This window comes from Asticcacaulis sp. YBE204 (assembly GCF_000495855.1).
GTDB lineage: Bacteria > Pseudomonadota > Alphaproteobacteria > Caulobacterales > Caulobacteraceae > Asticcacaulis.
Genome location: NZ_AWGF01000004.1, coordinates 159,490 through 185,365, shown reverse-complemented (window position 1 = coordinate 185,365; position 25,876 = coordinate 159,490). Strand labels below are relative to the sequence as shown.

23 protein-coding genes are annotated in these 25,876 nt (G+C 62.5%); 12 read left to right on the top strand and 11 right to left on the bottom strand.

Going from position 1 to position 25,876, the window contains the following annotated elements:
- Positions 1–9: 9 nt before the first annotated feature.
- The 6 genes from AEYBE204_RS27940 (at position 10) to AEYBE204_RS27915 (ending at position 7,358) form a co-directional block, all read left to right on the top strand.
- A complete protein-coding gene (locus AEYBE204_RS27940) occupies positions 10–2,376 on the top strand; it encodes a glycoside hydrolase family 2 TIM barrel-domain containing protein (protein WP_023461762.1) in 2,367 nt (788 codons plus the stop codon).
- 158 nt (positions 2,377–2,534) lie between these two features.
- On the top strand, positions 2,535–4,199 hold the full coding sequence (locus AEYBE204_RS27935) for a beta-xylosidase (RefSeq protein ID WP_023461761.1): 1,665 nt from the start codon (positions 2,535–2,537) through the stop codon (positions 4,197–4,199).
- A 27-nt stretch (positions 4,200–4,226) separates the two neighbouring features.
- Positions 4,227–5,006 carry an alpha/beta hydrolase gene (locus AEYBE204_RS27930; protein WP_023461760.1) on the top strand — a complete coding sequence of 260 codons (780 nt, stop codon included), beginning with the start codon at positions 4,227–4,229 and terminating at the stop codon, positions 5,004–5,006.
- A 9-nt stretch (positions 5,007–5,015) separates the two neighbouring features.
- On the top strand, positions 5,016–6,215 hold the full coding sequence (locus AEYBE204_RS27925; protein WP_023461759.1) for a PD40 domain-containing protein: 1,200 nt from the start codon (positions 5,016–5,018) through the stop codon (positions 6,213–6,215).
- A 9-nt stretch (positions 6,216–6,224) separates the two neighbouring features.
- On the top strand, positions 6,225–7,001 hold the full coding sequence (locus AEYBE204_RS27920; protein ID WP_023461758.1) for an SDR family NAD(P)-dependent oxidoreductase: 777 nt from the start codon (positions 6,225–6,227) through the stop codon (positions 6,999–7,001).
- Positions 7,002–7,121: 120 nt separating this feature from the next.
- Positions 7,122–7,358, top strand: a complete 237-nt coding sequence (locus AEYBE204_RS27915) for a hypothetical protein (RefSeq protein ID WP_023461757.1) — start codon at positions 7,122–7,124, stop codon at positions 7,356–7,358.
- A 107-nt stretch (positions 7,359–7,465) separates the two neighbouring features.
- Here the strand turns inward: AEYBE204_RS27915 and AEYBE204_RS27910 are convergent, their stop codons facing one another.
- Genes AEYBE204_RS27910 through AEYBE204_RS27895 form a run of 4 tightly spaced genes read right to left on the bottom strand, consistent with a single transcriptional unit; the run spans position 7,466 to position 10,468 of the window.
- Entirely contained in the window at positions 7,466–8,185 is a 720-nt protein-coding gene (locus AEYBE204_RS27910; RefSeq protein ID WP_023461756.1) for an ATP-binding cassette domain-containing protein, read from the bottom strand.
- Complete coding sequence (gene modB, locus AEYBE204_RS27905; protein WP_023461755.1) at positions 8,182–8,859, bottom strand: molybdate ABC transporter permease subunit; 678 nt, start codon at positions 8,857–8,859, stop codon at positions 8,182–8,184. The genes AEYBE204_RS27910 and modB overlap by 4 nt, the downstream gene beginning before the upstream one ends.
- Entirely contained in the window at positions 8,856–9,599 is a 744-nt protein-coding gene (gene modA, locus AEYBE204_RS27900) for a molybdate ABC transporter substrate-binding protein (RefSeq protein ID WP_023461754.1), read from the bottom strand. The genes modB and modA overlap by 4 nt, the downstream gene beginning before the upstream one ends.
- 44 nt (positions 9,600–9,643) lie before the next feature.
- Positions 9,644–10,468: a sialate O-acetylesterase gene (locus tag AEYBE204_RS27895; RefSeq protein WP_023461753.1), complete on the bottom strand. Its 825-nt coding sequence runs from the start codon at positions 10,466–10,468 to the stop codon at positions 9,644–9,646.
- A 75-nt stretch (positions 10,469–10,543) separates the two neighbouring features.
- On the opposite strand from AEYBE204_RS27895, the gene AEYBE204_RS27890 reads away from it, so the two are divergent.
- Positions 10,544–10,870: a YnfA family protein gene (locus AEYBE204_RS27890; protein ID WP_023461752.1), complete on the top strand. Its 327-nt coding sequence runs from the start codon at positions 10,544–10,546 to the stop codon at positions 10,868–10,870.
- Here AEYBE204_RS27890 and AEYBE204_RS27885 read toward each other — a convergent pair.
- Together AEYBE204_RS27885 and aroA are read right to left on the bottom strand one after the other, a co-directional pair.
- Entirely contained in the window at positions 10,842–12,209 is a 1,368-nt protein-coding gene (locus AEYBE204_RS27885; RefSeq protein WP_023461751.1) for an MATE family efflux transporter, read from the bottom strand. The genes AEYBE204_RS27890 and AEYBE204_RS27885 overlap by 29 nt on opposite strands.
- A 44-nt stretch (positions 12,210–12,253) precedes the next feature.
- Positions 12,254–13,528, bottom strand: a complete 1,275-nt coding sequence (aroA, locus tag AEYBE204_RS27880) for a 3-phosphoshikimate 1-carboxyvinyltransferase (protein ID WP_023461750.1) — start codon at positions 13,526–13,528, stop codon at positions 12,254–12,256.
- Between the two features lie 168 nt (positions 13,529–13,696).
- On the opposite strand from aroA, the gene AEYBE204_RS27875 reads away from it, so the two are divergent.
- Genes AEYBE204_RS27875 through AEYBE204_RS27855 form a run of 5 tightly spaced genes read left to right on the top strand, consistent with a single transcriptional unit; the run spans position 13,697 to position 17,855 of the window.
- A complete protein-coding gene (locus AEYBE204_RS27875) occupies positions 13,697–13,939 on the top strand; it encodes a FeoA family protein (protein WP_023461749.1) in 243 nt (80 codons plus the stop codon).
- On the top strand, positions 13,939–15,768 hold the full coding sequence (locus AEYBE204_RS27870) for a ferrous iron transporter B (RefSeq protein WP_023461748.1): 1,830 nt from the start codon (positions 13,939–13,941) through the stop codon (positions 15,766–15,768). The genes AEYBE204_RS27875 and AEYBE204_RS27870 overlap by 1 nt, the downstream gene beginning before the upstream one ends.
- A complete protein-coding gene (locus tag AEYBE204_RS27865) occupies positions 15,765–15,968 on the top strand; it encodes a DUF6587 family protein (RefSeq protein WP_023461747.1) in 204 nt (67 codons plus the stop codon). The genes AEYBE204_RS27870 and AEYBE204_RS27865 overlap by 4 nt, the downstream gene beginning before the upstream one ends.
- Positions 15,969–16,002: 34 nt before the next feature.
- On the top strand, positions 16,003–16,626 hold the full coding sequence (locus AEYBE204_RS27860) for a plastocyanin/azurin family copper-binding protein (protein WP_023461746.1): 624 nt from the start codon (positions 16,003–16,005) through the stop codon (positions 16,624–16,626).
- Positions 16,623–17,855 carry an outer membrane beta-barrel protein gene (locus AEYBE204_RS27855; protein ID WP_023461745.1) on the top strand — a complete coding sequence of 411 codons (1,233 nt, stop codon included), beginning with the start codon at positions 16,623–16,625 and terminating at the stop codon, positions 17,853–17,855. Before AEYBE204_RS27860 ends, AEYBE204_RS27855 begins: the two co-directional genes overlap by 4 nt.
- On the opposite strand, the gene AEYBE204_RS27850 is transcribed toward AEYBE204_RS27855, so the two are convergent.
- From AEYBE204_RS27850 to AEYBE204_RS39445, 5 genes are all read right to left on the bottom strand, one after another.
- Positions 17,852–19,261, bottom strand: coding sequence for an efflux transporter outer membrane subunit (locus AEYBE204_RS27850; protein WP_031230223.1), 1,410 nt, complete (start codon positions 19,259–19,261; stop codon positions 17,852–17,854). The genes AEYBE204_RS27855 and AEYBE204_RS27850 overlap by 4 nt on opposite strands.
- Positions 19,262–19,265: 4 nt before the next feature.
- Positions 19,266–21,233 carry a MacB family efflux pump subunit gene (locus tag AEYBE204_RS27845; protein ID WP_023461743.1) on the bottom strand — a complete coding sequence of 656 codons (1,968 nt, stop codon included), beginning with the start codon at positions 21,231–21,233 and terminating at the stop codon, positions 19,266–19,268.
- A gap of 11 nt (positions 21,234–21,244) precedes the next feature.
- The gene (locus AEYBE204_RS27840) at positions 21,245–22,450 is read right to left on the bottom strand and encodes an efflux RND transporter periplasmic adaptor subunit (RefSeq protein ID WP_023461742.1); all 1,206 of its coding nucleotides are present in this window, start codon (positions 22,448–22,450) and stop codon (positions 21,245–21,247) included.
- 226 nt (positions 22,451–22,676) lie between these two features.
- The gene (locus AEYBE204_RS39450) at positions 22,677–24,734 is read right to left on the bottom strand and encodes a PAS domain-containing hybrid sensor histidine kinase/response regulator (protein WP_023461741.1); all 2,058 of its coding nucleotides are present in this window, start codon (positions 24,732–24,734) and stop codon (positions 22,677–22,679) included.
- 343 nt (positions 24,735–25,077) lie between these two features.
- On the bottom strand, positions 25,078–25,824 hold the full coding sequence (locus AEYBE204_RS39445) for an energy transducer TonB (protein ID WP_023461740.1): 747 nt from the start codon (positions 25,822–25,824) through the stop codon (positions 25,078–25,080).
- Positions 25,825–25,876: the final 52 nt, after the last annotated feature.

The following is a 25,876-nucleotide window of genomic DNA, read 5'->3' as shown; positions in this document are numbered from 1 at the left end:
GGAACACACATGCTGAAATCATATGCCGTGGCTGTCGCCGCGTTGATGCTGGTCGCAACGCCGTCACTGGCCGCCGACGCCGTCAATTTCGACGCCGACTGGACCTATGCGAAAGGCGATATCGAAGGCGCCGAAACCATCAAAGGCGCATCTGCCGACTGGCAGAAGGTCAATCTGCCGCACGACTGGGCCATTGCCGGACCGTTCGATAAAAATGCGGCCTCCACCGGGTCAGGCGGCTGGCTGCCCACCGGCGTGGCATGGTACCGCAAGACCTTCACCCTGACGCCCGATCAAAAAGGCAAACGCGTCTTCGCCGAATTCGACGGCGTGATGGAGCGTTCCGGCGTGTGGATCAACGGCATGCACGTCGGCCACCGCCCCAACGGCTATTCCAGCTTCCGCTACGAGATCACCGACCACCTGAAAGACGGCGACAACGTCATCGCCGTGCGCGCCGATACCTCGGCCCAGCCCGCCTCGCGCTGGTACGCGGGCGGTGGCGTCTATCGCCACGTGCGCCTGATTACGTCGGGCGACGTCCATGTTGACACCTGGGGCTCTTACGTCACCACGCCGGTCATCGAGGCCAACCGTGCCACGGTAAAGATCGAAAGTGCCATCCTCAACCAGTCGAAAACCGACCGCACGGCGCATCTGGAAATCACGCTCAAAGGCCCGGATGGCAAAACGGCAGGCACGTTCAAAGGCGCGTCCCTCGCCCTGCCGGCCGGTCGCTCGGTCAAGCTCAATGCCGAGGGCGCGCTCGATAATCCGAAGCGCTGGGACATCGGTCAGGGCAACCTCTACACCGCCGAGATCAAGATTGTCGCCGATGGGGGCGACATCCTCGACACCGACCATCAGACCTTCGGCGTGCGTCAGATCGAGTTCCGCGCCGATACCGGCTTCTGGATCAACGGTCGTAACGTCAAGCTGAAAGGCACCGCCATCCACGCCGACGGCGGCGCGTTCGGCATGGCCGTGCCGCTGAGCTTCTACGAGCGCCGCCTGAAAGGCCTGCAAGCGCTCGGCGTCAACGCCATCCGCACCGCGCACCATCCCTTCTCGCCGGAGTTCCTCGACCTGTGCGACCGTCTCGGCATCGTGGTGATGAACGAGGCCTTCGACATGTGGACCGTCGCCAAGAGTCCGAAGGACTACCACCTGTTCTTCACGGACTGGTCGTCGCTGGACGCGCGCGACTTCGCCAAGCGCGACCGCAACCATGCCTCGGTCGTCATCTGGTCGATCGGCAACGAGATCCACGACACGCCCTACCCTATCGTCGCCAAGTCCATCCTGACGCGCCTGCAAAACGTCTTCCACGAAGAAGACCCCTCGCGTCCGGTGACCATGGCCCTGTTCCGTCCGAACACGACGGGCGACTATACCAATGGTCTGGCCGACCTGCTCGACGTGGTGGGGCAGAACTACCGCGAGAACGAGCTGACCCAGGCCTCCAAGGACAAGCCGACGCGCAAGATCATCGGCACCGAAAACGGCAAGAACCGCTCGAACTGGCTGCCGGTGCGCGACTATGCGCCCTATGCCGGGATGTTCCTGTGGACCGGTGCCGACTATCTCGGCGAAGCCGACCGCGCGGGCTGGCCGTTCATCTCCAACCCGTCGGGGCTGGTCGACCGTACCGACGTGGTCAAGCCGATCGGGTGGGAACGCGCCTCGTGGTGGGCGGAAACCCCGGTCGTCAAGATCGGCCGCCGCGTCACCGAAATCATCGATACCTCTGAGTTGCCGACCATGGTCGGTATCGCCATGCCGCAACCCAAGGGGCCCGGCGTGCTCAACGACTGGACACCGGACAAGGCCGACGCCCACAGCGAAAAGGTCGAGATCGTCGCCAATACGCCGACGGTCGAGTTGTTCCTCAATGGCAAGTCGCTGGGCAAGAAACCGAAGAACGCCGACGACAGCGCCATCAAATACGATGTGCCGTTTGCGGCCGGCACCATCAGCGTCGTCGGCTACGATGCGGCAGGCAAGGTCGTGGCCAGGGACGAACTAAAAACCGCCAGCGCGCCGGTGGCGGTGAAGCTGATCAGCGAACAGACGGCGATTGCACCAACCTTCGACGACATCGGCTATGTCCGCATCGAGGTCGTCGACAAGAACGGCGTCCGCGTCCCGAACGCCGCGCAGAAACTCACCGTCTCGGTCGAGGGCGCGGGCAATCTGGCGGCCTTCGACAACGGATCGCCGACGGATTCGACGGTGTTTTCGTCGGTCACCCGAAATGCGTGGAATGGCCGCGCCCTCGTGATGGTTCGCGCCACGCAGACCACGGGCAAGATCAAGGTCACCGTCTCCGGTGAAGGGATCAAACCCGCGTCGGTGACACTGGATGCGAAGAAGTAAAGTAACGCGTATAAGGCCTTCTTACCCTCGCCCCTCTGGGGAGAGGGTGGTGCGTAGCACCGGGTGAGGGGGCACAATGGCTATCACAGCAACTGGTGGTTCCTACCTGGCCCCCTCACCCCAGCCCTCTCCCCGCAGGGAGAGGGGGGAGAAACAGAATGAGCAAACTTCTCACCCTTACCGCCGCCCTTGTCGCTCTCGCCTTGCCCGCCGCGGCTCAGGAGTCTTTCCCTGTCACCATTACGGTCGATGCCGCCAAAACCACCGGGCCGCTCAAACCCGTCTGGCGCTTTTTCGGGGCCGACGAGCCCAACTACGCCACCATGAAGGACGGGCAGAAACTGCTCGGCCATCTGGGCGAACTCAAGCCCAAACAGGTCTATTTCCGAGCTCACAACCTGCTCAATACCGGCGACGGCACCGCTGCCTTCAAGTGGGGCAGCACGAACGCCTATACTGAGGATAAGGACGGCAAGCCCGTCTATAACTGGATGATCACCGACATGATCATCGACACCTATCTGGACCGTGGGGTGCGGCCCTATCTCCAGATCGGCTTCATGCCCGAAGCCCTGTCTTCGGCCCCGAAAGGCACCCAGTACCGCCATAGCTGGCGGCCGGGCTTCAAGTACGAACTGATCGAAGGCGGCTGGAACTATCCGCCCAACGATTACACAAAATGGGAAGAACTGGTCTATCAATGGACCAAACACAATGTCGAAAAATACGGCCGCGACGAAGTCCTGACCTGGTACTTCGAAGTTTGGAACGAGCCCAACGGCCCCTCCTACTGGAAGGGCACGCCGGAGGAATTCTACAAGACCCACGACTACGCCATCGCAGGCGTCAAGCGCGCCCTGCCCGAAGCCAAGGTCGGCGGTCCCGATGTCGCGGGCTCCGGTGGGACGTTTATGGATGGCTTCCTCAAGCACGTCGTGTCGGGCACCAATTACGCGACGGGTCAGACCGGCACGCCGACCGACTTCCTCGCCTTCCACGCCAAGGGCAGCCCCAAATTTGTGGAGGGTCATGTGCAGATGGGCATGTGGAACCACCTCAAGGTCGTCGACAACGGCTTCAAGAAGATCGCCGCCGTGCCGGAACTGAAAAACGCCCCCATCGTCATCGGAGAGAGCGACCCCGAAGGCTGCGCCGCCTGTCCGGGCAAGGCCAACGGCTACCGCAACGGCACCATGTATTCCAGCTACACCGCCGCGTCTTTCGCGCGCATCTGGGAGCTTTCGGAGCGCCACAAGGTCAATCTGGAAGGCGTCCTGACCTGGGCCTTTACCTTCGAAGACCAGCCGTGGTTTGCCGGTTACCGGCAACTGGCCACCAACGGCATCGACCTGCCCGTACTCAACGTCTTCCGCATGTACGCGAAACTTGGGCCGGACGCGATTGCCGCCTCAAGCACGGGTCAGGTGCCGCTGGATGAGATGATCGAAAAGGTCACCGGCAAGAACGACGTCGGCGTTATGGCGACCAAAGATGGCGCGAAAATCGCCGTCCTCGTATGGCACTATAATGACGACGACCTCAAAGGGCCGGACGCGAAGATCAACGTCAGGCTGAACGGTCTGGGCAAGGCAAAGACGCGCACCGTGACGCAGTACCTTGTCGATCCGCAGACGGCCAACGCCTATGCCGAATGGCAAAAGATGGGCGCGCCGCAATCGCCCGATCAGGAGCAGTACAAGGTACTGGAAGCCGCGTCGGTCATGCACCCGGTTGCCTTGCCCGCTTTGTCGGTTACAAAGGGCACGGCGACGCTCGACCTGACCCTCGTCCGTCAGGGCGTTACCCTGCTGATTATCGAGTAAGGCGGCCGTGACCGCCGGGGGAGTGTCATGAAACGTCTGATCTGTGCCGCGCTATTGGCGATTTCGCTGACCGGTTGCGCGCCGATGGTACGCCAGCATATCTATTACCCAGAACCGATGCCGGCGGCGTTCGACTGGCGCGGGGCGGAACCACAGGCCATCAGCGTCACCACCACCGACGGCCTGACCATCAAGGGCTATTACTACCCCCCCCGCGACAAGACCCAGCCGCTGGTCGTTTTCTTCCACGGTAATGGCGGCAACGGCTATTACGCCGCGCGCATGGCTGCGCCGCTAACGCAAAACGGCAGCGGCTTGCTGGTCGCCGACTATCGCGGCTATGGCGGCAATCCGGGCAAGCCCAGCGAGACGGGCCTGCGTCAGGACGCCAAGGCCTTCATCGATCTGGGGCGCACCCTGCAACCCGGCGCGCCGCTCTACCTGTTCGGCCATTCGCTCGGCGGCGCGGTGGCGCTCGACGCCGCCACGCGCGAAGACATCGCCGGTGTGATCACGCTGGGGACGTTCAGTTCGCTGTCCGACATGGCTCCGGCCTATGCCCGCGCCATCCTGCCCGACCGCTTCGACAACCGGCGCAACGTCACCCTGATCGAGACGCCGCTGCTGCTGATCCACGGCACGGCGGACCAGACCGTACCTTTCAGCCAAGGCGAAGCACTCCGTGACGCGGCCACAAAAGCCGGGGTCAAGGTCCGTTTTCTGAAACTGGACGGTGCCGGTCATCAGGTCGATTTCGCCAAGCTTGCCCCGCTGGTCTGGGACACCCTCCAGCTCACCACCAACTGAGGACATATCATGCGCTCCCTTCTGTCAGCCCTCGCCCTCTGCCTGCTGGCCACAACGGCGCACGCCGAGGTCGGCAAGCGTTTCGCCCCCGAAAAGCGCATCACGATCGATCGCGTCACCGGGCGCACCCTGACGCTTCTGACGTCGGGCGCGGTCGGCGACGCCAAGATCTACCAGACCCATCCGTCATGGGCGCAGGACGGCACGCACATCGTCTTCCGCTCCAGCGAACGCGCCGGGTCGCCGCAGATATTCGCCGTCAACGAGATCACCGGCGACATCGTGCAACTGACCGACGGCCCCGGCGTCGATATCGGCTCGATCAATGTCGCGCGGCTGACCAACACCATCTATTACCTGCGCCGTGACGGTGAGACCCTGACGCTCAAAGTCATCGACCTGACCGCGCTTCTGGCCGACTCCGCCGCCGGAAAGCTGAAACCCGAAGGCTATGAAAAGGTCATCGGCACCCTGCCGGCGGGCTTCATCAATGCGGGCGGGTTCACGTTGGATGCCGACGAGAAATCCGCCTATTTCGGCTTCGATCAAAAGAAAGCCCCGCCACGGCCTCAGGGAGGTCCTGTGCCTCAGGTGCCGGGCGGAATTCTGGCCATGGACCTCGCCACCGGCAAGACGCGCGAGGTCGTCAAGTCAGAGTTCCGTATGGGCCACGTTCAGGCCAATCCGCTCAAGCCCGGCGAGATTCTCTATTGCTGGGAAACCGGCGGCGACGCACCGCAACGCATGTGGATCGTCAATGCCGACGGCACCGGCAACCGCGAAGTGTTCAAGGAGGCCGCAGACGACTGGGTGACCCACGAACAGTTCGCCGACGCCGACCACGTCATCTTCAACCTGATGGGCCATACGCCGAAGCTGGCCGTGCGCCCGACCGGCCTGATGGTCGTTAATTTGCGTACCGGGGCCGTCGAAAACCTCGGTCAGGTGCCGTTCACCTCGAAGGGCCGCAGCTTCTGGCACAACGGCGTCGCCTATGACGGGTCTTACGCCGCCGCCGATGATTTCAACGGCGACCTGTACCTGATCGACCGCAAGACCGGTGCCCGCACCCTGCTGTCGACCGGGCACTGGATGAAACCCGACCACCTCCACCCCAGTTTCAGCGCCGACAATACGCGGCTTCTGGTGCAATCCGGCCTGCTCACCGACGGCAAGAAGCTGTCGCTGATCGTCGTTTCCATAAAGTAAGAGATATACATGCTGACCGATCTTAAAGGTAAATCCGTCCTCGTCACCGGCGCCTCGTCGGGCATCGGCGCCGCCGTCGCCAAGGGCTTTGCCGCCTACGGCGCACGCGTCGCCGTCCATTATTTTTCCAACGAAGAGGCCGCGAAAGCCGTCGTTGCCGAGATCGAAGGGGCGGGCGGCACGGCGGTGCTGGTCAGGGCCGACCTGACCGACCCCAAGACCGCCAAAGGCATGGTCGCGGAGGCCGCCGAAAAGCTGGGCACGCTCGATATCCTTGTCAACAACGCCGGAAGCCTGTGCGGCCGTCGTTTGTTCATGGATCTCGACGACGCGCTTTACGACAACGTGATGAACCTCAATGTCCGCTCGGTGATCAATGCCTCTCAGGCGGTGGTCCCACTGCTCGACGCAGCTTCTAAAGATTCGGGGGGCGGCGGTGTGATCATCAATGTCGGCTCCATCGCCGGTAATGACGGCGGCGGACCGGGCTCCGGGCACTATGCCTGCGCCAAGGCCTATGTCCACAACCTGACCCGCCATATGGCCCGCGACCTGGCCAAGCGCGGCATTCGCGTCAACGCCATCGCACCCGGCGTCATCGGCACGCCGTTCCACGCAGCCACCCCCGCCGAGCGCATGGAGGCCATGAAGAACTCGACCCAGATGGGCCGCATCGGCACGCCGGAGGATTGCGTCGGGACGGTGCTTTATCTCGCATCGGGCCAGATGAGCGGTTACGTGACGGGCCAGATCGTCCACATCAACGGCGGCCAGTACATGCCGTAAGCGCATCCCAAAAAATGAGCAGCGGTTTTTGGGTCAGATGCGCGTCAAATCAAGCGCATTGCCCCTTTATGCATATTTTCCGATCATGGACCGCAACTTCAATCGCGTAAGGAGCGTTCCATGACCGACACTTTCAACGATGAAGACCGCGTCGAACACGCCGAGAAAGGCCTCGGCACCGTGAAACACGATCCGGAAGACACCGAACTGGTCGTGCCGCCGAAGGAAGAACGCAAGACCGGCCCTGACATGGTCTATGTCGTCTGGGACGACGACCGCTTCCCGGTCGGCAAGGTCCCAGCGGACGAACTGGAAAAAGTCCCCGATGCGACGGCCGCGATTTCGACGGGGGTGTGATCTAAGCCCCCTCGCCCCTACGGGGAGAGGGTTGGGCGCGGGCCTGCGAGGCTGAGGGGGAAATGTCGGCACCGAGCGCAAAACTACCAAGCCCACTCACCCGGCGCTTACGCGCCACCCTCTCCCCAATGGGGCGAGGGGAAACCAAGCGCTTGCCTTGCCAGCGCTTCGATTTCCGCTTGCGACAACCCCTCAAGCGACACCGCCGGGCGTTCGGTCAGTCGCCCCTCCGCCAGATACAAGACCCGCTCCGTCAAACGCGACACTTCCAGCGGATCGTGGCTGACATAGATCACCGGCACGCGCGCCCCGACCGCGCGAATGAACGGCAAAATCTCCTGACGCGCGGTTTGATCGAGACTCGACAGCGGCTCGTCCATCAACAGCAGATCAGGCCCCGACAACAGAGCCCGGGCCAGCGACACACGCTGACGCTCACCACCGGACAGCTTCGACACCGCGCGCGGCAGTAACGGCGCAATTTTCAGCAGATCGATAATTTCCGCGCGATTCACAATTTTGGACGCGCGCTTGGTGGCAAAGTCGAGATTGCCCTCCACCGACAGGTGCGCAAACAGCGACGGCTCTTGAAACACATAGCCGACGGCGCGTTTATGAACCGGCTCGAACCGCGTGACGTCCTGCCAGACGCGGCCGCCGACCGACACCTCCCCCTTGAGACGATCCAACCCGGCCATCGCGCGCAGCAGCGTCGTCTTGCCAGAGCCCGACCTGCCCATGATGGCGGTGATCCCGTCGCCCGGCGTCTCGAACACCACATCAAGATCAAGGTCACCGACGCGACCATTCAACATAACATGGATCATGGTCTGATCCCCGCCGTGCGGGCGCTGAACCGGCGGTCGACGATCAGCATGGTCATCAATACGACGAACGAGAACGCCATCAGCCCGCCCGAAATCAGATGCGCCTCGGCCCAGTTCAGTTGCTCGACCGCCTGATAGATGCGGATCGAGATGACCTCGGTCTGACCGGGAATCGAACCACCGATCATCAGCACCACACCGAACTCCCCGATGGTATGCGCAAAGACCAGTATCGACGCCGTCAGAAACCCGCGCCGCGCCTGCGGCAAAGCGACGCTGACGAATGCGTCCCATTTGGAGGCGCGCAGGGTCGCCGCGACCTCCATCGGACGCGATCCCATGGCCTCGAACGCGTTGCGGATCGGCTGCACGGCGAACGGCAGCGAATAGACCAGCGACCCGATGATCAGACCGGTAAAGGTAAAGGCTAGGGTCCGCACGCCGAACGGCTGCAACAGCGCCATCAGCGGGCTGTTCGGCCCTAAAGCGACGAGCAGATAAAAACCCAAAACGGTCGGCGGCAGGACGATCGGCAAGGCGACCACGGCGGCGACCACGTCCTTGATCCAGCTTCCCTTTTGCGCCAGCCACCACGCGATGGGCGTCGCGACAACCAGCAACAAAGGCGTCGTCACGGCAGCCAGTAAAAGCGTAATCCAGATGGCCTCGATCATTTCAGATCGTAACCGGCGGTGCGGATGATTTTCACCGCTTCCGGCGATTTCAAAAACGCCAAATAGGCCTTGGCGGCGGGATTATTAGCACCCGTCTTGAGCAGAACCGCCTGCTGATCGATGGGCGTATAATAGCTCTGCGGCACCAGCCACAACGACCCTTGGGCCGTCTTCGCCTGCGCCAGGGCGACGAACCCGATCTCCGCCGCACCGGTAGAGACGAAGGTGAAGGCCTGCGCGATATTGCCGCCCTTGACGATTTTTGGTTGCAACCGCTCGTAAAGCCCCATGTTTTTAAGCGTCTCGACCGCTGCCACGCCATAGGGCGCCGCCGCCGGATCAGCGATGGCCAGCTTCTCGAACGTGCCTTTGAACAGGATCGCACCCTTGGCGTCCACCCGCCTATCCGCGCTCCACAGGACCAGCTTGCCATAGGCATAGACGAAGCGCGACCCCGGCACGGTCAGACCGTCAGCCTCCAGCTTCACCGGCCGTTCGGCATCGGCAGAGAGGAAGACCTCGAACGGTGCGCCATTGACGATCTGGGTATAGAATTGCCCCGATGCGCCGAAGCTCTGGACGACCTTGTGACCGGTCTTTTTCTCGAACGCGATGGCGAGGATTTTAGCCGTGTCGGTGAAATTGGCGGCGACGGCGACCTTGACCTCGGCGGCGTGCGCGAAGGCGGGTGCTGCGAGCAGGGTCAGGGCGAGCAGCAGGGAACGACGGAGGGTTTGCATATGTCGAGCTTAACCGTCCGTCCGGCGTCCCGCAAGCGACCGGATCAGCCGCACGGCCTTTTCTGTACCTTCCGCATCTCCGCCGCCAATCTCACGCCGAGGATCAGTTGTGCTTCGGTGGTCAGATGCAGGTCGTCGTTGTTCTTCGGCAAACCCGCCGCCGAAACATAGCCCACGCGATTGACGGTAAAGGCCTTCTGCTGCGCCTGAACTTCGGCCCAGGCGGTGTAGCCATTCGATTTCGCTGGATCGGGCTGATCGGCCAACCCCACAATCACCCACGGCAGGCAGGCGTCGTTCAGGTCGGTCCGGACGTGCGTGACCAGGCCTGTCAGCCGCGCGCCATAGGTGCTGGCGGTATCGTTACTGCGTCCGTCGGTTTCGCCCTGATACCACAGTACGCCGACGATGCGCCCCTTGCCCGCGGCCTCTTTCGCCCGCGCCAGACAGGAACCGTAAAGCCGGTCGCGCGCCGGGTTCGGCGTCCATTGCCCCAGCGACGAGCCACCCTTGGCACAGGTGACCAGCCCAACGGGACGCTTGGTCTTGAGCGCCTTCGCGAACGACAGACCCGGACCGACCCCGGCCTTGTCCTCGCCCTTGCTGCTCAGTTCGTTGGATACGGCGTCGATCTGACCGGTCGAGGAATCGAGCGGGTCGGCGGCCAGTTTCCACACGCCGTCATTACCATAAAGCCAGATACGGGGATCGGTCTTGCGCGCATCGGGCGGCAAGGTGCTGAGGTCGCCACGCCCGGACATGTTGGACTGCCCCATCAGGAGATAGATATCCATATCCTTAGGCGGTTCGGCCTGCGCCGCCGTTACGGTGAGCGCTAGCAGCGCGGTGGAACAGGTGCGTAACATCATGGGCGCACCATGACGAACGGTTTGCATTTGATCAAGCAGCTTGCCCTGCGACCTTAGTCTTGCGACAGTCCTCCCATGAAGACGTTCCTGATCTACGCCCTCGCCGCTCTGTGCGAAATCGGCGGCTGCTTTTCGCTCTATGCCGTGTTGAGGCTGCACAAGACGCCGCTGTGGCTGATCCCCGGTGCGGTGTGCCTGATCGCCTTCGCCTGGCTGCTGACCCTGACCGACTCAGACACGGCAGGCCGGACCTATGCCAGTTACGGGGCCATCTACATCGCGGCCTCGATCGGCTGGCTGTGGGCGGTGGAAAAGCGCGCGCCGGACCTCTGGGACGGTGCGGGGCTGCTGCTGTGCCTGATCGGCGCGGCAGTTATTCTGTGGGGACCGCGCTCAGTTTAAGCGCCTTCTTGTCCAGCCACAGGAAGCGCCCCAGCAACAGCGAGGCCGACAACCAGCTGGCAATGGCCGCGGCATAGAGCAATCCCGGCACGCCCAGTTTCAGATGCAGGGCCAGCCAATAACCGGCGGGCAGCATGATAAACCCATAGGCGATATAGTGCAGGACTGGCGCGACCACCACGTCCTGACGGGCGCGCAGGGCCTGAGCCGCCACGACCTGAATACCGTCCGGCACGAAAAACAGACAGGCGAGCAACAGTGCCGCCTGCACACCGGGGCGCAGAGCGTCGTCGGAGGTATAGCCTGCCGAAATCCATTGCGAACCGAGCAAAACGACCGCGCACACCGTGAGCATAAACGCGGCAGCGGCGGCGAAACTGACCCGGCCCATGCGCGCGATCCCTTGCGGGTCCTGCGCGCCGAACGCGCGGCCGACCAGCACCGAACACCCGATAGCCAGCCCCATCGGCACCATGAAGACGATCGAGGCGAAGTTGAGCACGATGGCCCACACGGCCACGGCCGCTTCGGAAATCCGTCCGGCATAGAGGGTCATGCCGGCAAAGGCCGCGACCTCGATGAAATACGAAGCACCTGCGGCATAACCGATCTGACGCTGTTCGCGCGCGCCTTGCGGGTCGGCAGGGTGGCGCGACAGGAGCTTGAATTCGGCCACCCCCGGCAGGGTCAGCAGGTAGATCAACAAGGCAGCCATGACCAGCGCCCGCGAGACCATGGTCGAGATCGCGGCGCCCATCGCGCCGTCGCTGTCGAGGCCCGGAAGGGTCACGATCCCCGGCACCAGCAGAAACAGCAGGGCGGCATTGACGACGTTACCCGCCCAGGTGAACACCATGCCGGGGCGCGTCCGCCCCAGCCCTTCGAGGAACTCCGACACCGCGACCGAGACCATGTAGAACGGCATGGACAGGGCGAACACCAGCAAGGGCGCAGACGCGCCTGTCGCCAGTTCGGGCTTCACGGCGGCGTTCAGAATCATCGGCCCGGCCAGCCACAGCAGGACCATCGAGCCGAACCCGAGGATAAGGGCGTACATCATCCCACGGCGAAACGCCGCCCCGATGCGATGCGGTTCGCCCGCCCCCATGAAATGCGCGGTCTTGACCTGAATCCCCACCAGCAGACCGATAGAGGTGACCAGAAAGATCGAGGTCGGTGCCCACGCCAGTGAATGATAACCCAGTTCCGCTGCGCTGTAGTGGCCGACGACCAGCGTGTCCATCAGCCCCATCAGCATGAAGCCGAGACGCGATCCGACCACCGGCCACGACAGGTGGAACAGTTCGGCGAAGGCGGATTTGTACGCGGTCTTGATCATGCCGCGAGCTCTAGCCGAGTTCGGTTACATCTTCAACGACGTGATCACAAAACCGGAAGCTTCAGCCCTACACCCAGACTTTCCAGTACGTCCCAGTATCCGGGGAAGGTCTTCGACACGCACTTCGGATTGTCGATCACCACGCCCGACATCATCAGTCCGGCGAGCGCGAAACACATGGCGATGCGGTGGTCGTTGTGCGTATCGATAACCGCCTTGGTTGTCGCACCGATCAAGCCCGGATCGGCATGAACGATCAGATCGTCGCCCTCCTCATGCGCCAGACCTTCACGAATGGCGTTAAGCCCCTGTGACAGGGCGCTGACGCGGTCGCACTCCTTGACGCGCAGATTGGCGATGCCGACAAAGCGCACAGGCGTGTTGTTGAACGCCGCCAGCACGGCCAGAGTCGGCACGGCGTCCTGCATCTGAGAGCCGTCGATAACGGCGGGCATGTTCGGCCAGGTCATGATGACGTCGCGCGACTTGGCATCCGGCTGGGTCAGGGCCGTGGTGTCCATCTGGAAAGTGATTTCGCCAGCCGTCAGCACCTCGGCGGCCCACAGATAGGTACAGGACGAGGCATCGGGCTCGACGAGGTAATCGGCCGCCGCATAGCCCGTCGGTTCGACGCGCCACACGCCCGGCTGCGGCATCGACACCTTGGCCCCGAAAGCTTCCATGCAGCGCGTCGTCAGGTCGATATAGCCTCGCCCGCCAATCGCCTGATCGCCACGCAAGCGCACCTCGACCGGCTTTTCCCCACAGGCGGCAAGGATCAGCAGCGCAGAGACATATTGGCTCGACAGATTGGCGTCGATTTCGACCACATCACCCGAAAAACCACCCCGCGCGCGAACCGTCACCGGCGGGCAGCCTGTCGGTGCGGACACCTCAACCCCCAGTCGCGTCAGGGCCTCGACCAGCGGCCCGATCGGACGTTTGCGCATATGCTCGTCCCCGTCGACGACGACCTCGCCGTCAGCCAGGGCGACTGCCGCCGTCAGAAAGCGCGTCGCCGTTCCGGCATTGCCGAGGAACAAGGGCTTGGCCGGGGCTTTCAGCTTGCCGCTAGAGCGCACGGTCAGGGTCGTTTCGTCTTCACTGTCGATGCCGACGCCCATGTCGCGCAGCGCCGCCGCCATATAGACAGTGTCATCGCTCGACAAAACGCCGGACAGGCGGCTGTCGCCTTTGGCCAGCGCCGCCACCAGAAACGCGCGGTTGGTCAGGGATTTCGACCCCGGCAGGACGACACGGCCTTTCAGCGGGCCGTTGACCGGGACGATTTCAAGCTGCGGGAAGGCGTCGATATTCACAGGATGGGCTCCTCACTCTTGCCCGCTCTCCTAAACGCCAGATACCTATCCGTAAAGTGGGGCCTATCCGTAAAGTGCGCAGGCGTTACGCCGAAAAACATTGTCAGGCCCGTCCCGATTTCGTAATAGCCTTCTTATAATCATTCTCACTTGCAACAAGTCAGCGTCATGAAACTGAGCGAACTGCCCCTGCACCGGCCCGCCGTGGTCACCGAAGTGATCGACAGCGGCCCGGACGATCGCGTCGGGCGTCGCTTGCGGGAACTGGGCTTCGTGACGGACGAGCCGGTAAAGGTCGTGGCGCGCGGTCCGCTGTTCGGGGAACCCATCCTGATCCAGATCGGCTTCACCCGCTTCGCGCTGCGTCGCGCCGAAGCCGCCCGCGTCCTCGTGCAGCAGGGGCAGGTCTGATGTCCGGTTTGATGATCGCGCTTGTCGGCAACCCTAATTGCGGCAAAACCGCCCTGTTCAACCAGTTGACCGGCTCGCGGCAAAAGGTCGCCAACTTTGCCGGTGTGACCGTCGAGCGCAAGGAAGGCAGCTTCACCGCCCCGTCCGGTCGCAGGGTTCAGGTGCTCGACCTGCCCGGCACCTACAGCCTCGACGCGCTGGGCCCCGACGAAGTCATCACCCGCGACGTCTGTCTGGGCAAGGTGGCGGGCGTCGCCCTGCCCGACGTCATCGTCTGCGTCGCCGACGCCACCAATCTGCGTCTGCATTTGCGCTTCGTGCTGGAAATCCGCCGTCTGGGCCGCCCGATGGTGCTGGCGCTGAACATGATGGACGCCGCGGCCAAGCGCGGCATCACAATCGACCGCGAAGCGCTTGAGGCCAAGCTCGGCATCCCGGTCATCGAAACCATCGCCGTCATGACCAGAGGTGCGCGCGCCCTGATCGAATATATCGACACGCAGGGCGTCGAGGCGCCCAAAGCCAGCGACGACAAGGACCTGCACATCGAGGTGCGCGAAATCCTCAGCGCCTCCGTGGTTATGCCGCGCTTTACCGCGAAAATCGACGATCAGTTGGACGGCATCCTGCTCAATCCGTGGCTGGGCATCCCGATCCTGCTGGCCATCATGTTAGTCATGTTCCAGGCGGTTTTCGCGTGGTCGGGACCGTTGATGGACGGCATCGAAGGCGTCTTCGGCTGGGCGGCGGAGGCCGTGCGCGGTTATCTGCCCGAAGGCCTGTTGCAAAGCTTCATCGCCGACGCCCTGATCAGCGGGGTGGGTTCGGTACTGGTCTTCCTGCCGCAGATCATCATCCTGTTCGCCTTCATTCTGGTCCTCGAAGAATCCGGCTACCTGCCGCGCGCCGCGTTCCTGCTCGACACCCTGATGGGGGCGGCAGGGCTTACCGGGCGCGCCTTCATTCCTCTGCTGTCGTCCTTTGCCTGCGCCATCCCCGGCGTCATGGCGACGCGTTCGATCCATGATATCCGCGACCGCCTGACCACCATCATGATCGCGCCGCTGATGACCTGCTCGGCGCGCTGGCCGGTCTATATCCTGCTGGTCGGGGCCTTCGTGCCGGAACGCACCGTGTGGGGCTTTGCCAGCTTCCGCGGCCTGATCATGCTGGCTCTGGTCTTTGCCGGCATTTTCTCGGCCATGATTGTCTCGTGGGTCATGAAGCTGATCCGCCGCGACAAGACCGACTCGGTCCTGATGATGGAATTGCCGTCCTACCGCTTGCCGAACCTGCGTAATCTGGGCCTTGGCCTGTGGGAGCGCGCGGGTATCTTCATGCGCCGCATCACCGGCGTCATCTTTGCCGCCAATACCCTGATCTGGGTGCTGGCCACCTTCCCCCGCGCCCCGGCCAACGCCACCCTGCCGGAGATCGACTACTCTTTCGCCGGCATGATCGGCCACGCCATGGAGCCGATCTTCCGTCCGATCGGCTTCGGCTGGGAAATCTGCATCGCCCTGATCCCCGGCATGGCGGCCCGCGAAGTCGCCGTCTCGGCGCTCGGCACCGTCTATGCCATCGGCGGGTCGGAAGACGCCGTCGCCGATCAGCTATCAAGCGTTATCGCCTCGCAGTGGTCGCTGGCCACCGCCCTGTCGCTGCTGGCCTGGTACGTATTTGCGCCGCAATGCCTGTCTACACTGGCCGTCATCAAGCGCGAGACCAATTCCTGGCGCTTCGTCGGCCTGACCACGGCCTATCTGTTCGCCCTGGCCTATCTGGCTTCGTTCGTGACCTATAACGTAGCAAAAGCGATCACCGGATGACCTACGACCTTTTCCAGAACGCGTTCATCGCCGTCATCGTCGCTCTGGCCGCCGTGATGATGTTCCGCCGCCTGTTCCCGCAAACGGCGCGCAGATGGGTAGGCCGCAAGGCACCGGCCCCGAAAACAAGCGGCTGCGACAGCGGTTGTTCAAGTTGCAACGGCTGTTCATCGATCAAGTTCGAGATCAAGCGAGATTAACCCTGTTTTCAGGCCTGTGGATTATCCTGCGGGCATGAAAATATTTGCGTACCTTCTGCCGCTTGCTTTTGCCCCGGCGGCCTTTGCCGCCGACGTGCCCGTCACCGTGCTCGACATCGCGGGCAAGCCCGTCGCCGACACAGTCATCACCTACACCCCGGATCAGGGCGCGACGCTCAGCGCCGCTGACCGCAAGGGATCGTTCGTCGTGGCGCAGGAAGACATGCAGTTCACGCCCAAGGTGCTGGTCATCCCGGCGGGGTCGACGGTCAATTTCCCCAATAACGACACCGTCTCGCACCATGTCTATTCGTTTTCCCCCGCCAAGAAGTTCCAGTTGCCGCTCTACGGCCACGGCATCAGCCGCAGCATGAAGTTCGACAGCGAAGGCACGGTCGCCATCGGCTGCAACATCCACGATTCGATGCAGGCCTATATCCGCGTCGTCGGCACGCCCTACTTCGCCAAGACCGACGCCAAGGGCCGCGCCGTACTGAAAAACCTGCCCGACGGCAAGGGGCAGGTTCTGGTCTGGCACCCGCTGAGTACGGCCAAGGACGGCGAAACGCTTCAGCCGCTGATCGTCAATGCGGGCGTCAAACCGCTGAACTTCCGCCTCAAGGTCCGTCGCATGAGTACGGCGGGCGGTGGCTATTGAAACGTCTGCTCGCGCTCCTCGGATTGCTGGCGACGCCGGCCCTTGCCGATACCAGTCTGTTCGCCCGTGAAAACATCAAGGGCTGGATCGACCTGCGCGCGGTGTCGGCCAATGGCGAGAAAAGCTGGCTCGACGGCAATTATGGTAAGCTGCGCTACGGCGATCAAAGCAAGCTCAGCCTCGGTGAAGCCACTCTGATCTGGACACCGCGCTTCACCGATACCCTGTCGGCCTATGTGCAGGTCGTCCACTTCCCCGAATGGGGGCATGAAACCGGCGTCAACGAGGCCTATCTCAAATGGCGGCCCGTGCCGAAATCGGGCCTGCGCGTCTCGGCCCGTCTGGGTCAGATGTACCCGCCCGTCTCGCTGGAACACGAAGGCACCGGCTGGACGACGACCCACACTATTACCCCTTCGGCGATCAATGCCTGGGTTGGCGAAGAGGTTATCGTTCAGGGCGCCGAACTGAGCCTGAAACAGACCTTCGACGACCAGCAGATCGGGGCAACGATCGGCGTCTTCCGTGGCAACGACACGTCGGGCACCCTGCTCGCCTATCGCGGCTGGGCCCTGCACGACCTGCGCTCTACGACCACCGCCAAGCTGCCTCTGCCGGTCGGCAAGGCCGGCTGGTCGCAGACCTTTCGCCGTCAGTCGCCCTTCACCAAGCCGCTGAAAGAGGTCGATGACCGTCAGGGCTACTATCTGCGCCTCGACTGGCGACCGCCGGTGCCGGTGTCGCTGAATGTCACCTATTTCAACACCCACGGCAATCCGACCGATTTCGACACCGGTCAGTATGGCTGGGCGACGCGGTTCTTCAATTTTGGCGCCAGGTACGAGGTGACCGAAACCACCGAGATTATGTCTCAGCTCATGGTCGGTAACACCAAGTGGGGCCGGATGCGCACCGACGGCGTGCGCGCCATCGATGCCGATTACCGATCGGCCTATGTCATGGTCTCACACAGGTTCGACAGTGGGTCGCGCCTGTCCCTGCGCGGCGAGGTGTTCGAGACCGAGGACTATTCCGCTCCGTCGCTCGACAACAACAACGAGACCGGCCACGCCGTGACGCTGGCGTGGATGAAGCCGGTCAATGCGCACCTCGATCTGAATACCGAGGTGCTGCATATCGACAGCGACCGCCCGGCACGGGTCTATCAAGGACTGGCCCCGCAGCAGGACCAGACGCAGGTTCAGGTCATGCTGAAGGTCAAGTTCTAGCGCGAAACACCACCGCCGAGCGCCTGATAGAGCGTTGCCTGATTGACCAGCTGCGTCAGGCGGTTGTTATCGACCGCCAGTCGCGCCGAGCGCACCGTTTCCTGCGCGTCGAGCCAGACCCTGAGCGCAACCGAACCCGCCTTGTAACGTACCGCATAGAGCTGCTCGGCCTTTTCGGCATTGGCCAGAGTCCGTTGCAGGCTCTCGCCCTGACGGATCAGTTGCGTGCGGTTCGACAAGGTTGTGTCGACGTCGGACAGGGCCTGCAACAGGGTCTGGCGGAACTCGACGACGGCAATCTCGTAATCGGCTTTCGCGACCTTCACATTGGTGTCGACCTGCCAGAAGTTGAGGAACGGCAGGCTGAGGCCAACGCCCAGCGCACTCGACGGATTGGACAGGACATTCGACAATTCGCTCGACGAGCCGCCGGTCGAACCGGTCAGCGACAACGACGGATAGTAGGACGCCCGTGTCGCATCGACCCCGCGCAGGGTGCCGCGCAGACGCATTTCGGCCGCGCGCAGGTCCGGGCGACGACCCAGCAGATCAGCAGGCAATCCCGGCGCGACCTCCGGCAAAATCGTGTCGGGCAGTGAGGCGGCTTCCTGATCTTCCGGCCACGGCTCGCCATTCAACAACAGCGTCAAAGTGGCGCGATATTCGACCAGTTGCTGCTCCAGCTGGCTGATCTGCGACAGCTGCGCATTGACGCTTTGCTCGGCCTCGGCCATCTCAACGCCGGACACGGCCCCGGCCTTGTACTGCACCTGAATCGTCTCATAGACGCGCTTGGCATAGGCAAGACTGTCGTGCGCATAGGCCAGTTGCTGGCGCGTATAGGCGATGCGCCAGTAGGCTTCCGCCGTGGTGCCGATCAGCGACAACCGCGCCGCCGCAAGGTCTTCGGCGGTGGCCTGCGCCTCCCATTTGGCCGCGTCGGTCGTGGCCGCCAGACGCCCCCACAGGTCGAGTTCGTAGCTGACGCCGAAGCTGGCGGAGTATGTCACATCGTCGCTGCCAGAGCTTTGCACCGTGCCGTCGTCGCCGACATAGGAGGAGCTGTTTTCGCCCAAAGGCTTGCGCGCGGAGACGCTGCCGCTGAGGGAGGGGAACTGGTCCTGCCGCGCCGAACGGACGCGCAGATTGGCCTGCCGCACACGCAGCGCCGAGGCGGCGAGATTGTTGTTCTTGGCCAGCACATTATCGATCAGCACGTTCAGCTTCGGGTCGTTGAACGTCTCCCACCAGCGGTCGGAGACGTTGTACGCCCCTTGGCTCACAGCGTGCTGAAACGACGCGGGCGTATTGACCTGCGGCGTCTCATAGGGCGTCGACAAACAACCAGTCAGGGCGGTGGCCGACAGCAAAAGTGCCGTCAGTGTCAGGCGGAGTGATACTCTCATTCTACTAATCCCTCGAAAGCGCGGCGACGGGGTCGAGCTTCGCCGCGCTACGGGCGGGCAGGAAGCCGAACACGACACCGATCAGGGTGGAACAGGCAAAGGCCGCGACAATCGAGCCTGTCGAATAGACCAGTCTGAAATCGCTGGAAAACTGCGCGAAGACGACGCCGAACAGCAGGGCGAACGCGATCCCCAGCACGCCGCCGATCAGGCAGACCAGAACGGCCTCGATCAGGAACTGCTGCATTATATCGGCGCGTCGGGCGCCGACCGCCATGCGCACCCCGATCTCATTGGTGCGCTCGGTGACCGAGACCAGCATGATGTTCATCACCCCGATCCCACCGACGATCAGCGAGATGATGGCGATAGCCGAAATCAGCACCGTCAGGGTCTGCGTGGTCGCCGTAATCGTCTGACGGATCTGATCCGTATTGATGATGAAGAAGTCCTTGGTCCCGTGGCGTTTGGTCAGCAGACTGACCACACCGTTTTCGGCGATCGCGCTTTCGGTGTCGTCCTTGACCCGCACGGTGATCGAGCGCAGCGTCGTCGTCCCCAGCATCCGCGTATTGACCGCCGTATAGGGCAGATAGACGTTCATGCTGTCATTGCTACCGCCGAAGCTGGAGGTCTGGGCCTTCAGCACGCCGATGATGCGGGCCGGGGTCTTGCCCAGCAGGATGACCTCACCGATGGGCGAGCCCTGAAACTTCATCGTCTTGACGGTGGCTTGGTCGATGACCACGTCCTGCGCCGAGGTCGCGATGGCTTCGTCGCCGAACAGGCGGCCCTGCTCGATCTCCAGCCCCTTGACGCGGAAATAGGCGCTGCCGACGCCCTGCACGGTGCCGGTATTGGCGACCGAGCCGTATTTGACCGTCACCGAAGTCCGCACCAGCGGCGTCACACTGTCCACGTAAGACTGCGTCGCCAGAGCCTCGGCGTCCGACACGACCAGCGTCCGGATCGCGCCCGACCGCCGGTCGCCGAAGCCTGAGCCCGGCATGATTTCCAGCGTATTGGTCCCGATGGACGAAATCTGCTCCAGCACCTTTTGCCGCGATCCGGCCCCCAGCGCCACGACGCAGACCACCGAGGCGATGCCGATAATGATCCCAAGCATGGTGAGAAATGTCCGCATTCGGTGAGCGTTCATGGCCAGCACGGCCATGCGGAAGGCCTCATTAAAGCTGTCCGCAAGCGCCGCCAAACCGGTGCGTCCGCGCGCCGTCTGCGGCGGTAACGGCTCGGTGTCGGCCTCGCCCTGCCCCGCACCCGCGCGGTCGGCGATGATCTCACCGTCCTTGATCTCGATGACGCGCTGACAATGTTCGGCCACGGCCTTGTCGTGGGTGACGATGATCACCGTGTGACCTTCGGCGTGCAGCCCTTTCAGGATGCGCATCACCTCTTCGCCCGACTTGGAATCGAGCGCGCCGGTGGGTTCATCCGCCAGAACGATCTCGCCGCCATTCATCAGGGCGCGCGCGATCGAGACACGCTGCTGCTGACCGCCGGACAACTGACCGGGCCGGTGGCCGGTGCGTTCCTCAAGTCCCAGGCGTTTCAGCAGGGCCTTGGCGCGCTCTTTGCGGTCGTGCGGCGGCACCCCGGCATAGACGGCGGGCACCTCGACATTGCCGACCGCGCTCAGGTCGCCGAGCAGGTGATAGCGCTGAAAGATGAAGCCGAAATGCTCACGACGCAGTTCGGCCAGCTCGTCGGGCTCAAGCTCCGACGTCGCCCGATCACCGACCATGTAAACGCCGCCGGTCGGCCGGTCGAGGCAGCCCAGAATGTTCATCAGGGTCGATTTGCCCGACCCCGATTGCCCGACGATGGCGACCATTTCGCCCGCGCCGATTTCCAGATCGATGTCCTTGAGGACGGTGATGGTCCCTTCACCCGCCGGAAATTCGCGGCGCAGCTTTTCCACCTTGAGGACGGGAGGAGTCCTGACATTGTTCATGCGCTTGCCCCTTACAGGCCGCCGCCCGGAGGGCCGCGCCGACGCATATTGCCGGTGTCGCTCTTAGACGCATCGAGCGCGCCATCGACCGTCACCACGCGTTCACCAACCTTGAGACCGGACTTGACCTCGACATTCGAACCGTCATTGACGCCGGTGGTGATCTTGCGCGGCGCGACCTTACCGTCCTTGTCCTGCACCTTGACGGTGTAGCTGCCGTCAGGCGCGGCTTGACCCAGCGCCGTGGCGGGGATGATCATGACGTTTTTCGCGCCTTCGATGACGATATAGACCTGCGCCGTCATGAAGGTCCGAAGCGTGCCGTCTTCGTTGTCGACGTCGAATTCGCCGTTGTAATAGATGGCCGAGGTCGCATCCGCCGTCGTGACGCTGTCGTTTTCCTTGATGGTTTCCGGCGCAGGCGCGATGGTCCGCAGCGTGGCGTAATAGCGCTTCTTCGGTTGGCCCAGCGTGGTGAAATAGACCTCCATGCCGGGTTTCAGATTGACCACATCGGCTTCGGAAATTTCCGCCTTGATCGTCATGCGGTTGAGCTGTCCCATCTTGACGATGGTCGGCGTCGTCTGGTTAGCGTTGATCGTCTGACCTTCCTTGGTAACGATGGCCAGCACCGTGCCGTCGATGGGCGCGGTGATCTGCGTATAGCCGAGATTGACCTGAGCGGTATTGAGCGACACCTGCGCCTGCGCCAGTTGCGCGTCATTGGCCTTTAACGCCGCCTGCGCGCTTTTGTAGGTATTCTCCGCCGCTTCGAAATCGGCGCGCGATCCGGCGTCGGCCTGATAGAGGGTGCGCTGCCGCTCATAGGTCAGTCTGGCGGCGGCCAGATCGGCCTCGACCTGCGCGCGCTGGGCGCGGACATTGGCGACCTCGGCCTGCTGGCTTTGTAAGGTATTGCGCTGGGTCTGCGAGTCGATCTCGGCGATCAGGTCGCCCTTTTTCACCTGCTGCCCCAGTTGCACTGCCAGCCGTTCGACGCGACCCGAGGTCTGCGCGCCGACGCTGATCAGGGTGTAGGGTTCCAGCGACCCGGTCGCCAGCACCGTGCGTTCGACATTACCCATGGCGACCGGCGCGGTAATGACCGGCGGTGCCTTGGGCTTAGAGAAGAAGGCCGCCTTGATGCCCCATGCCGCCAGCAGAACCGCCAGCGCTGCCAGTCCGATAATTAGCCACTTACGGTTTTTAAACGACATACCTGCCTCTTCTCACACGTTACGATCAGAGAGGTATCACGCGCACCGGGACAACCCTATGTCCGCGTTCGACATATTTCACACCTTATGGGAGATTAAATAAGGTCATTTCGCGACACAGGGAAAGCGGTGTAGAAATACCCATCCAGCTTTTCGGAAACGACAAGACCTTAAAGCGCGTAAGGAATGAATGTGTTTATAGGGTGATATTCATTACCACTCAAAATCAATTGCCACTGAGAGTCTGTATCTTCTCCTGCAATTCATCGGGGTTGAACGGCTTCGGCAAATAATCGTCCATGCCGACCGCCAGGCAGCGCTCGCGATCCCCTGCCAGCGCATGGGCTGTGATACCGATGATCGGCAGCCGCGCCTTGCCCGTCTGAGCTTCGTGCGCACGGATCATGCGCGTGGCGTCGAGCCCGTTGAGTCCCGGCATCTGCACGTCCATCAGCGCGACGATATAGGTGTGGTGCTTGATCTTTTCGAACGCTTCAAGCCCGTTGCGCGCCACATCGACGCGATAACCAAACGCTTCCAGAAATGTCGAAGCGACGAGGATATTGGGCTCGTAATCCTCGACCAGCAGGACCGGCGGTTGCTTCTTGTGGCGCAGGGTATTTTCCAGCACCTCGGCGATCGACGGCAGGGCCACATCGTCGGGCAGGCTATCGGGCGCGATCTCCAGCGGCACGCAAACGGTAAAGGTCGAGCCCTTGCCCTCCACGCTTTCGACCGCAATGGTGCCGCCCATGATTTCGGCCAGCGTCTTGGTAATGGCCAGCCCCAGACCCGTGCCGCCGAATTTGCGATTGATGCTGGAATCGGCCTGCACAAACTTCTGGAATATGGTGTCGATCTTATCCGGTGCGATGCCGATGCCGGTGTCGGCGACGGCGATACAGATCGTCTCGACCCGGGGATCGTCCGTCGGCTGGCAGGTGATGGCGACGTGGATACCGCCCTCATTCGTGAACTTGATAGCATTGGAGCAAAGGTTGGTGATGATTTGGCGCAGGCGCGTCGGATCGCCGAGGAACATGTGATTTTCGGCGCAATGCCCTTCTCCGGAAAAGGTCAGGCCCTTTTCCTGCACCGGCACCGCCATCATCGAGGCGACTTCCTGAATGAGCGCCGTCAGGCTGAAAGGTATGTGCTCCAGTTCGACCGTGCGGGCTTCGATCTTGGCGATATCCAGCAGATCATTGACCAGCCCCAGCATCGAATCCGCGCTCATCTGAAGCGTCTTGATGAACTCGCCCTGTTTTGGCGTCAGGGGCTGCGACTTGGCCAGAATCGCCGACAGACCGACGATCGCATTCATCGGGGTGCGGATTTCGTGGCTCATATTGGCAAGGAATTCCGACTTGGCGATATTTGCCGCCTCTGCGGCATGGCGTGCGGCGCGGATTTCCTGTTCGGCCATGTGGCGGTCGGTGACGTCGGCGCCTTCGACGAAGATGCCGGTGATCTCACCCGACGCGTCGATGATCGGCTGGTAGACGAAGTCGAGGAAGCGGTCTTCATAGGTGCCATCGTCCTGCCACAATGCAATCTTTACCCCATTCGCGACGATGGGTTCACCCGTGGCATAGACCTGATCCAGCAGGGCGACGAAACCCTGCTCGACGGTTTCCGGCAGCCCCTCGGCCACAGTCAGGCCGACGACCTCACGACCGGCAATCAGGCGGCGATAGCGCGGATTGCAGTATTCGAAGCGATGCTGCGGCCCGCGCAGCAGAGTCATGAAGGTCGGGGCCTGTTCGAACAACGCCGCCAGCCGCTCACGTTCGGCGCGCATCTTGCGCTCGGCGTGGACCTTGCCGGTCGTTTCGACCACCGTATCAATGATGCCGACCACCTTGCCATTTTCATCGTGGAAGGGACTGTAGGAAAAGGTAAAATAAGCGTCTTCCGTCTCGCCGTAGCGGTTGAGCGGAATCGCATAGTCCTCGAAAAATGCCCCCTCGCCCGCCAGAGCCCGCTCCGCGATCGGGCCCATCGAGTCCCAGACCTCGGCCCAGGTGACGCGGAATGGCTCGCCCAGAGACTCCGGTTTGTCGCCGGTCAAAGGGATATAGGCGTCGTTATAGATGGCAATCAGATCAGGCCCGAGGAACAGGCAGATCGGGAAATGCGACGACAGGCACAGATTAACGCCGACGCGCACCGTCGCCGACCACGTCTCTATGGGGCCTAGTGGCGTCGAGGCCCAGTCGAAGGCCCGAATCTTCTCCGCCATGACGCCACCGACCGCCGGAAACGTTCCCTCAGCGCCCGCCATCGGTCCGCGCTCCCGCCATGTTCAACCCCTTATGATACCTTCTCCGGTTATACGAAGCGCGTATAAGAAAGCGATATTATTCGACGGGGAAACCGAGCAAAAAAAAAGCCGCGCATTGCGGCGCGGCCAAGTCTACAGGGAGGAAACGCCCAGGAAGGGCAATCGACGTAAAAACGTCGAATAAGTTGGATTTAGTTTGCGACGCAGCAAAAAGCAACCTGAATCGTAACTTTTCATTATCAACTAAGGTTACAAAAGCGTTTGCTGCCAGCGGTTTTCGTGAGGGGTGGCAGGAAAAACCCTTCGCAATCGCACCATAAACAGACAAATCGGAACGGATCGTTCAGTTTTCCAGCGAAAACTCGGTCATCACGTTCAAATCGATGCGATCGCCCGTTACATCGGCGGGGGGTTTCGGCAGGGGTTGTGCGGCGGTGAGCATGTCGAGCGCGGCCTGATCCAGTTCCGCCGAACCCGACCCTTTGGTTATGTGCGACGACAGCACACGCCCCTGACGGTCAATGGTGAAGCTAAGCGTTATCGTGCCCTCGACGCGGCGGCGCTTGGCCTGTTTCGGATAGACCTTGAAGCTTTCGAGGTGGCGGCGGACCAGTGCCAGATAGGACGCCCTGTGCTTGCCGATTTTGACGGCACTCTGGGCCGCAGGCGTTGGGCCGGAAGTGGGCGCAAGCGGCGCATCGGACTGAACCCTGCCATTGCCGGGAGCCGCAAGTGTGATCGTCGCCGGTGATTTTGCGGCCGTGTTGGACGGGGCTTCCGCGCGAACATCGGCGGGCTTCTCCGCCGGTTTTTCCGGGGCTTTCTCCGGCGTTTTCGTGTCCGATACAGGCTTCGGTTTCGGCAGCGGCTCCGACACCGGCGGGGGTGGAGACTCTGCCGATGGCGGTGGCGCGGCGCTGTCTCTGGCAATCTCTGCCGACAGGTCGAGCGGCTCCATCGACACCTCCATCACGACGTCGGAGGTGGCTGTGGTCACCGTTGGCGACCAGAAAGCAAGCGCCAGCAGGAAGCCTCCGTTGAGTACAACGGAGGCCCCTGTGGCGAACAGCTTGTGCTTGAAGGTCAGCATGAAAGCTTAGAGCGCCCTCCCTCCTCCCTACGAAGTGGGGAGGTGGCAGCGA

Excerpts from the sequence above, each read along its gene's own strand:
- AEYBE204_RS27935 (WP_023461761.1), top strand. The coding sequence starts at position 2,535 with ATGAGCAAACTTCTCACCCTTACCGCCGCCCTTGTCGCTCTCGCCTTG.
- AEYBE204_RS27920 (WP_023461758.1), top strand. The coding sequence starts at position 6,225 with ATGCTGACCGATCTTAAAGGTAAATCCGTCCTCGTCACCGGCGCCTCG.
- modA (WP_023461754.1), bottom strand. The coding sequence starts at position 9,599 with ATGCAAACCCTCCGTCGTTCCCTGCTGCTCGCCCTGACCCTGCTCGCA.
- AEYBE204_RS27910 (WP_023461756.1), bottom strand. The coding sequence starts at position 8,185 with ATGATCCATGTTATGTTGAATGGTCGCGTCGGTGACCTTGATCTTGAT.
- AEYBE204_RS27940 (WP_023461762.1), top strand. The coding sequence starts at position 10 with ATGCTGAAATCATATGCCGTGGCTGTCGCCGCGTTGATGCTGGTCGCA.
- AEYBE204_RS27885 (WP_023461751.1), bottom strand. The coding sequence starts at position 12,209 with ATGATCAAGACCGCGTACAAATCCGCCTTCGCCGAACTGTTCCACCTG.
- AEYBE204_RS27845 (WP_023461743.1), bottom strand. The coding sequence starts at position 21,233 with ATGAACAATGTCAGGACTCCTCCCGTCCTCAAGGTGGAAAAGCTGCGC.
- AEYBE204_RS39445 (WP_023461740.1), bottom strand. The coding sequence starts at position 25,824 with ATGCTGACCTTCAAGCACAAGCTGTTCGCCACAGGGGCCTCCGTTGTA.
- AEYBE204_RS27865 (WP_023461747.1), top strand. The coding sequence starts at position 15,765 with ATGACCTACGACCTTTTCCAGAACGCGTTCATCGCCGTCATCGTCGCT.
- AEYBE204_RS27870 (WP_023461748.1), top strand. The coding sequence starts at position 13,939 with ATGTCCGGTTTGATGATCGCGCTTGTCGGCAACCCTAATTGCGGCAAA.
- AEYBE204_RS27860 (WP_023461746.1), top strand. The coding sequence starts at position 16,003 with ATGAAAATATTTGCGTACCTTCTGCCGCTTGCTTTTGCCCCGGCGGCC.
- AEYBE204_RS27915 (WP_023461757.1), top strand. The coding sequence starts at position 7,122 with ATGACCGACACTTTCAACGATGAAGACCGCGTCGAACACGCCGAGAAA.
- AEYBE204_RS27925 (WP_023461759.1), top strand. The coding sequence starts at position 5,016 with ATGCGCTCCCTTCTGTCAGCCCTCGCCCTCTGCCTGCTGGCCACAACG.
- AEYBE204_RS39450 (WP_023461741.1), bottom strand. The coding sequence starts at position 24,734 with ATGGCGGGCGCTGAGGGAACGTTTCCGGCGGTCGGTGGCGTCATGGCG.
- AEYBE204_RS27930 (WP_023461760.1), top strand. The coding sequence starts at position 4,227 with ATGAAACGTCTGATCTGTGCCGCGCTATTGGCGATTTCGCTGACCGGT.
- AEYBE204_RS27875 (WP_023461749.1), top strand. The coding sequence starts at position 13,697 with ATGAAACTGAGCGAACTGCCCCTGCACCGGCCCGCCGTGGTCACCGAA.
- AEYBE204_RS27895 (WP_023461753.1), bottom strand. The coding sequence starts at position 10,468 with ATGATGTTACGCACCTGTTCCACCGCGCTGCTAGCGCTCACCGTAACG.
- AEYBE204_RS27850 (WP_031230223.1), bottom strand. The coding sequence starts at position 19,261 with ATGAGAGTATCACTCCGCCTGACACTGACGGCACTTTTGCTGTCGGCC.
- AEYBE204_RS27890 (WP_023461752.1), top strand. The coding sequence starts at position 10,544 with ATGAAGACGTTCCTGATCTACGCCCTCGCCGCTCTGTGCGAAATCGGC.
- modB (WP_023461755.1), bottom strand. The coding sequence starts at position 8,859 with ATGATCGAGGCCATCTGGATTACGCTTTTACTGGCTGCCGTGACGACG.
- AEYBE204_RS27840 (WP_023461742.1), bottom strand. The coding sequence starts at position 22,450 with ATGTCGTTTAAAAACCGTAAGTGGCTAATTATCGGACTGGCAGCGCTG.